Here is a 5,783-nt window from a genome sequence, read left to right on the forward strand (position 1 = left end):
CGCTAAAACCTTGTCCTAAGACAATTCTTAGGCAGTGATATTGAACTCATTAGGTGGTAGAATTCGCGCCGAAAAGAAAAAAAATTACAGAATTGACTGTTATTCTTTTGCAACTTAACCGATTTAAACTCAATAAGTGGCAAAATAACGCTATAAAATCGACAATGCTTGGTCATAAAATGACTAAACTGTTGAAAGACTTTCAGCTCTAATGTCACAAAATCACATCAATATTGTTGGGTAATAGATAAGAAAAATTGCCGCTTGTGATGACGCTAGAACACTCAACCAACTTCAAATTGTAATCATATTTACCGGAGAGAACCTTCCATGAAAAAGACCAAAATCGTATGTACGATTGGCCCTAAAACTGAATCTGTAGAGAAGCTTACTGAGCTAGTGAATGCTGGCATGAACGTTATGCGTTTGAACTTCTCTCACGGTGACTTCGTAGAACACGGCACTCGTATTGCGAACTTCCGTAAAGTAATGGAAAACACTGGTAAACAGCTTGCGATCCTTTTAGACACTAAAGGTCCTGAAATCCGTACCATCAAACTAGAAAATGGTGATGACGTTGATCTCGTGGCTGGCCAGGATTTCACTTTCACTACTGATGCAACCGTTGTAGGTAACAAAGATAAAGTTGCCGTGACTTACTTAGGTTTTGCTAAAGACCTTACTGTAGGTAACAAAATTTTGGTTGATGACGGCCTGATTGAAATGGAAGTGATTGCAACCACAGAAACTGAAGTGAAATGTAAAGTGCTGAACAACGGCGCGCTAGGTGAAAACAAAGGTGTTAACCTTCCTAACGTTTCAGTGAACCTTCCAGCTCTTTCTGAAAAAGATAAAGCAGACCTTAAATTTGGTTGTGAGCAAGGCGTTGATTTTGTTGCTGCTTCTTTCATTCGTAAAGCTGACGACGTACGTGAAATCCGCGAACTGCTAACAGCAAACGGCGGCGCAGATATCCAAATCATCTCTAAAATTGAAAACCAAGAAGGCGTTGATAACTTCGACGAAATTCTTGAGCTTTCTGACGGTATCATGGTTGCTCGTGGCGACCTAGGTGTTGAGATCCCTGCTGAAGAAGTTATCTTTGCACAGAAGATGATGATCGAAAAATGTAACCGCGCACGTAAAGTGGTTATCACAGCAACTCAAATGCTTGATTCAATGATCAAGAACCCACGTCCAACTCGCGCAGAAGCTGGCGACGTAGCCAACGCGGTAATGGATGGTACAGATGCAGTGATGCTTTCTGGCGAAACAGCAAAAGGTAAATACCCTGTTGAAGCGGTCACTATCATGGCGCAAATCTGTGCTCGCACTGACCGCGTTCTACAAGCTGAGTTGGGTTCTCGTTTAGACAGCCCACGCCTACGCATTACTGAAGCCGTATGTAAAGGTGCAGTAGATACTGCTGAGAAATTGGCGGCTCCACTTATCGTGGTCGCAACTGAAGCGGGTAAATCAGCTCGTTCAGTGCGTAAGTACTTCCCAACTGCGAACATCATTGCTGTAACCACTAACAAGAAAACGGCGGCTCAACTTGTTCTGACTAAAGGTGTAACACCGGTTGTTGTTGATACTATCGACAGCACTGATGCGTTCTACATCAATGGTAAAGAGATTGCACTGGCTTCTGGTCTAGGCAAGAAGGGTGACATCGTAGTGATGGTTTCTGGTGCACTTGTTGCCTCAGGTACAACCAACACAGCTTCTGTTCACGTTCTATAATCGAACGTCGAATACAAAGCAGAAAAAATCGGGGCTTGCCCCGATTTTTTTATTTCCGCTATTTACGCTTTACTTTCCAAACCCATCACTCTTTGCGGTATGCCTTAAGCAAGATCATCACTACTTTTACACAGTGAAACTCGATTTCGCCCTAAGGTTTTGGCCTCATATAAAGCAATGTCAGCGCATTTATACGAGCGTTTACCATCTGCGGTTAAGTCAGTAAAGCCAGCGCTGATAGTCACGGTGAGGCTTTGCTCTACCGCTACTCGTAATCGGTCTAGGACAGTCTCGGCTTCTTCTACAGAAGTGTGCGGCATAATAATCGCAAACTCTTCACCGCCAATACGTGCCAGAAAATCGGTGGCACGCAATGTTTGGCTCAAAATCTCACCAACTTTAATAATGACGCGATCACCTTCATCATGTCCTTGTTCATCATTCACTCGTTTAAAGTAATCAATATCAATTAAGACAAGGCAAACATGATGGCTTTCGGGATAACGTTGAACGAGGTGCGTATGATGCTGCAATTCTGCTTCAAATTTACGCCGATTCCATAGCTGAGTTAAAGCGTCTTTTTCGCTCAATTCTCGTAATCGGTTTTCAAGCTCTTTGTGCTGAGTAATATCGACTAAAGACGTAATATAATAGCTAACTTTAGTCGCCTCTTTAATCGCTTGAATTCTCATGATGGCGGTTAGCGTCTCACCTTGCGTATTGACCATTTCTACTTCACCTTCCCAGAAATGTTGCTGCGATACCTCCTCAAGTACCTCGAGCATAAACTCCATACCATTTGGACTGAGCAGTAACTTTAATGCGTTACTGCCTTTTATCTCGTCAATAGTCAGACCGGTAATCTTTTCAAATTCGCCATTAACCATCATCACTTTGTGCTTTCTGTCTGAGATCATCACTGCAGACATACCATTCAAGGCTGCTCTTGCCAGTTTGCTTTCAATACTTCGATGATGGTAATGCAATGCCATGGAAACCATGGGAAGCGCAAAAATGAGTATAACGAAGAAGACGAAAAAAGCCTCTTTGATTAAATCGTTGACGTCACGCTGCGCTCGATGATCTAACTGCTCATCAGTGAATTGAATCATTAAAAAGACGGGTTTCAGTGAGGCAAACTTAAGGGTTGTATATACAGTCATCTTGTTATTTTCTAGCACGTACCCAGAAGGCTTAAGCTGCATCTGTTGCCAGGTTTTCGGTAATTGAAGTGCCAGATTCACGTGCTGGTTAGAGGGTAATAAATCTCCAAATAATTTGCTTTTATCGCTAGAAGACAAGTAGAAACCGGAGTCGCCGATAAGCTCAGGAGTTAACTGTGGATCACGCGCATGAGTTAAGCGCGAAGATTGTGACCAAATATCAACATTGAGGACTAAATAACCTTTTCGCTCCCCTAATACGGTAACTGGCGTGATTACGCATAGCATAGGCTGTATAGCCGCTCTACTCGGAGCATCTGCCAATGTAATGCCCCATACACCCACATCTCCCTCTGAGAGATTTTCTGCAAAAGCAATGTAGTCATGATGTGAGCTGTCTTGCTGTGTTTTTACACTAGAAGCCAAATGATTAGTCGCAGAATAATGAATCCGAAGTTGTTCATGCCCAGACACGTCTAAAAGCGCAATTGAGCTATACCATGTCTGTTTTTCAGCAACAGAAGACCAGCTTTTTTCAAGACTCTGTTGGTTAGCCTCTGAAGGAGAGAAAATAAATTCATACAAACTTTGGCTGCGACTAAGTAAATCAACAATGGAGCCTACTTGGGCTTTCAAACCCCGGTATTGATGTTCACTTTCATTGAGTTGATCAAACGCCTCCGCTACCGTGTTTTGCGTTGCGTTGTCTTTCACTTCTTGGTAGCGCTGATAATAATACCCAGTCACTATTGCGCTGAATAAGAAACAAATGATGAGAAGGATGCTGATTATTTTTGTGTATCTCATGACTTGTCTAAATATTAACCCTAAATAGTGATGAGCGGATTATAGCATCTTAAAAAATAGACAAAACAAAAAGCTACCTCTTAATAAAACAATCAATTTATGGAAGTAAAGGCTCGTTTTCATCCAGTTTAAATTAACTCATTAATCAGTAGCTTAGGTAAGGGCTTAGTTGTTTAATTGATAGACTACGTCCACCCTATCGCGAATAATAAGCGTCGAGTCTTGGTAACTATTAGATTCAGATTTTGCATCCATTGCCATAGCACGCATCATAATCGGCTGCACGCTGGGCGAGTTGTAGTCTATCTGCCACACATCACCTAATTTCAACTTAAATCCTTCCGCCAATGATAGTGCTTTGGTATTCGCATCTTGAATCGCCGCTAGCCGAGCTTGTTGCTGGTATTGCTCTTGATTCCGAACTTTAAGTTGAATATTGTCGACTTGGTTAATGCCCTCACCGAGCGCTACATCAAGGTATTGATTAAGCTGGCTTAAATCTTCAACCTCAACCGTGACACTTCTTGTTGCTTGATAGCCCACTAGCTCAGGTTTACCAGATTTAGGGTAGTGATATTGAGGGGCAAGGTAGAGATTTGAACTCGATATTTGTTGGGAAGTCACACCGGATTCTTTCAAACGCGCCACAAATGCTTCTACCACTTTGTCGACCGCTCTTTTTGCCTGCTCCGCCGTCAGCGTCGATTCAACCACTTTAACTGAAAACTCAGCCATATCAGGTGCCGCAACGACTTCACCATAACCTGTCGTTGAAAGATGAGGAAAATTCATTTCCTGCGCCATAGAACCAAAACTGAGCAATCCAGATAATAGCGTTACACTTGTCATTAATTTCATGGGAGTTACCTTACTCAAATGGGTGAATACATCATAGGCGATACTCTACATAAGCACAGTTAATAGCTTATGAAATGACACAACTTTGACGTTGAACTTTTGTCATTGCGGCAACACTTGGCGAGCATATTGAACGATGGCCTGAGAAATATCCTGTAGTATGCCTGTTTCAAGCAACCAATGATGCCAATAGATCACATTGGTTACGCTTAGCCCAGGAGTCACCTCCACCAGCTCGCCTTGTGCCAACTCATCTACTATTTGTAAACGTGGAATTAAGCAATAAGCCAACCCCGATTTTGCAAGAGCAATGAAAGCCTCAGAACTACCTACTTTATGATTAATCCGCATCTCATTCTGCACAGCAAAATGCTGCTTTAAAAATTGTTTATGTTGGCTATCTTGCATATCAAATGACACTGATGGTGCATTGCTCAAAGTTTGCGCGTTAACCCCACTCGAAAAATAACGCGTGACAAAATAAGGGCTGGCGACACACAAGTAATCCATTTTGCCTAAGTATTCTGCTCGGCAACCAGATAAGGGTTGATCATCTAAACTAATCGCTCCCACCACTTCGCCGTTCTTCATCTTTTCTATCGAACGCGATTCATCAAGAATGGAAAATTGAAAAGCCACATTTTCTTTACTCATGATCGGCTGTAGAGCGGGAATAACCCAACTGGCTAAGCTATCTGCATTAGTAGCGATTGATAAGGTTACCGGACGTACCGAGGTATCATTTAATAACTCTGGCATGGTTTCTTGCTCTAGCAGTAGAACTCGGCGATAAAGCCCTAGTAATTTTTTCCCCACCGGCGTAGGCCTTGGTGGCTGCTCTCGAATCAGGACCGGTTGGGCAATAAATCTCTCTAATTGTTTGATCCTTTGAGAAATAGCCGATTGTGAAATATAGAGATTTTCAGCGGCTCGTTCAAAGCTTCCTTGGTGCAGTACCGCATCTAATGCCTCAATCCATTTGTAATCTAGCCCTCTCATCCAACGCTCCTTTTTATGATTATAGTATTACTAATATTATTTTTAAATTATTTATTTTTCTTATTTTTTTTCTTCTGCTTTTGTGCGCCTACTGGATTTGATTATTACGATGAAGTGAGCTGTGGATGGGTGGATTTTGCTTCAAGGTTTTTGATTTGGGGCAACGGTGATTATTCCTATTTGTTCCCAAAATTCCTATTTGCTAAACCAAGG

Annotated in this window: 5 protein-coding genes; 2 read left to right on the plus strand and 3 right to left on the minus strand. The window is 42.1% G+C overall.

Annotated features, from left to right (window positions below):
- Positions 1 to 330: 330 nt before the first annotated feature.
- Positions 331 to 1,743 (plus strand): pyruvate kinase PykF, encoded by a 1,413-nt coding sequence (gene pykF, locus AACQ21_RS04010; protein ID WP_026027602.1) that lies wholly within the window; start codon positions 331 to 333, stop codon positions 1,741 to 1,743.
- A gap of 104 nt (positions 1,744 to 1,847) precedes the next feature.
- Here pykF and AACQ21_RS04015 read toward each other — a convergent pair whose 3' ends face one another.
- From AACQ21_RS04015 to AACQ21_RS04025, 3 genes are all read right to left on the minus strand, one after another.
- Positions 1,848 to 3,713, minus strand: a complete 1,866-nt coding sequence (locus AACQ21_RS04015) for a sensor domain-containing diguanylate cyclase (RefSeq protein ID WP_105976744.1) — start codon at positions 3,711 to 3,713, stop codon at positions 1,848 to 1,850.
- Between the two features lie 165 nt (positions 3,714 to 3,878).
- Entirely contained in the window at positions 3,879 to 4,571 is a 693-nt protein-coding gene (locus tag AACQ21_RS04020) for an oxidative stress defense protein (protein WP_170889067.1), read from the minus strand.
- 102 nt (positions 4,572 to 4,673) lie between these two features.
- Complete coding sequence (locus tag AACQ21_RS04025) at positions 4,674 to 5,570, minus strand: LysR family transcriptional regulator ArgP (protein ID WP_105976746.1); 897 nt, start codon at positions 5,568 to 5,570, stop codon at positions 4,674 to 4,676.
- A 15-nt stretch (positions 5,571 to 5,585) separates the two neighbouring features.
- Here AACQ21_RS04025 and AACQ21_RS04030 point away from each other — a divergent pair.
- The coding region (locus tag AACQ21_RS04030; protein ID WP_219884452.1) for a hypothetical protein at positions 5,586 to 5,783 on the plus strand (198 nt) is incomplete at its 3' end.

The sequence above is a fragment of the Vibrio sp. V01_P9A10T6 genome, assembly GCF_963877065.1.
Classification (GTDB): Bacteria; Pseudomonadota; Gammaproteobacteria; order Enterobacterales; family Vibrionaceae; genus Vibrio; species Vibrio anguillarum.

Coding starts and splice junctions, on each gene's coding strand:
- pykF (WP_026027602.1), top strand. CDS start 331: ATGAAAAAGACCAAAATCGTATGTACGATTGGCCCTAAAACTGAATCT.
- AACQ21_RS04015 (WP_105976744.1), bottom strand. CDS start 3,713: ATGAGATACACAAAAATAATCAGCATCCTTCTCATCATTTGTTTCTTA.
- AACQ21_RS04020 (WP_170889067.1), bottom strand. CDS start 4,571: ATGAAATTAATGACAAGTGTAACGCTATTATCTGGATTGCTCAGTTTT.
- AACQ21_RS04025 (WP_105976746.1), bottom strand. CDS start 5,570: ATGAGAGGGCTAGATTACAAATGGATTGAGGCATTAGATGCGGTACTG.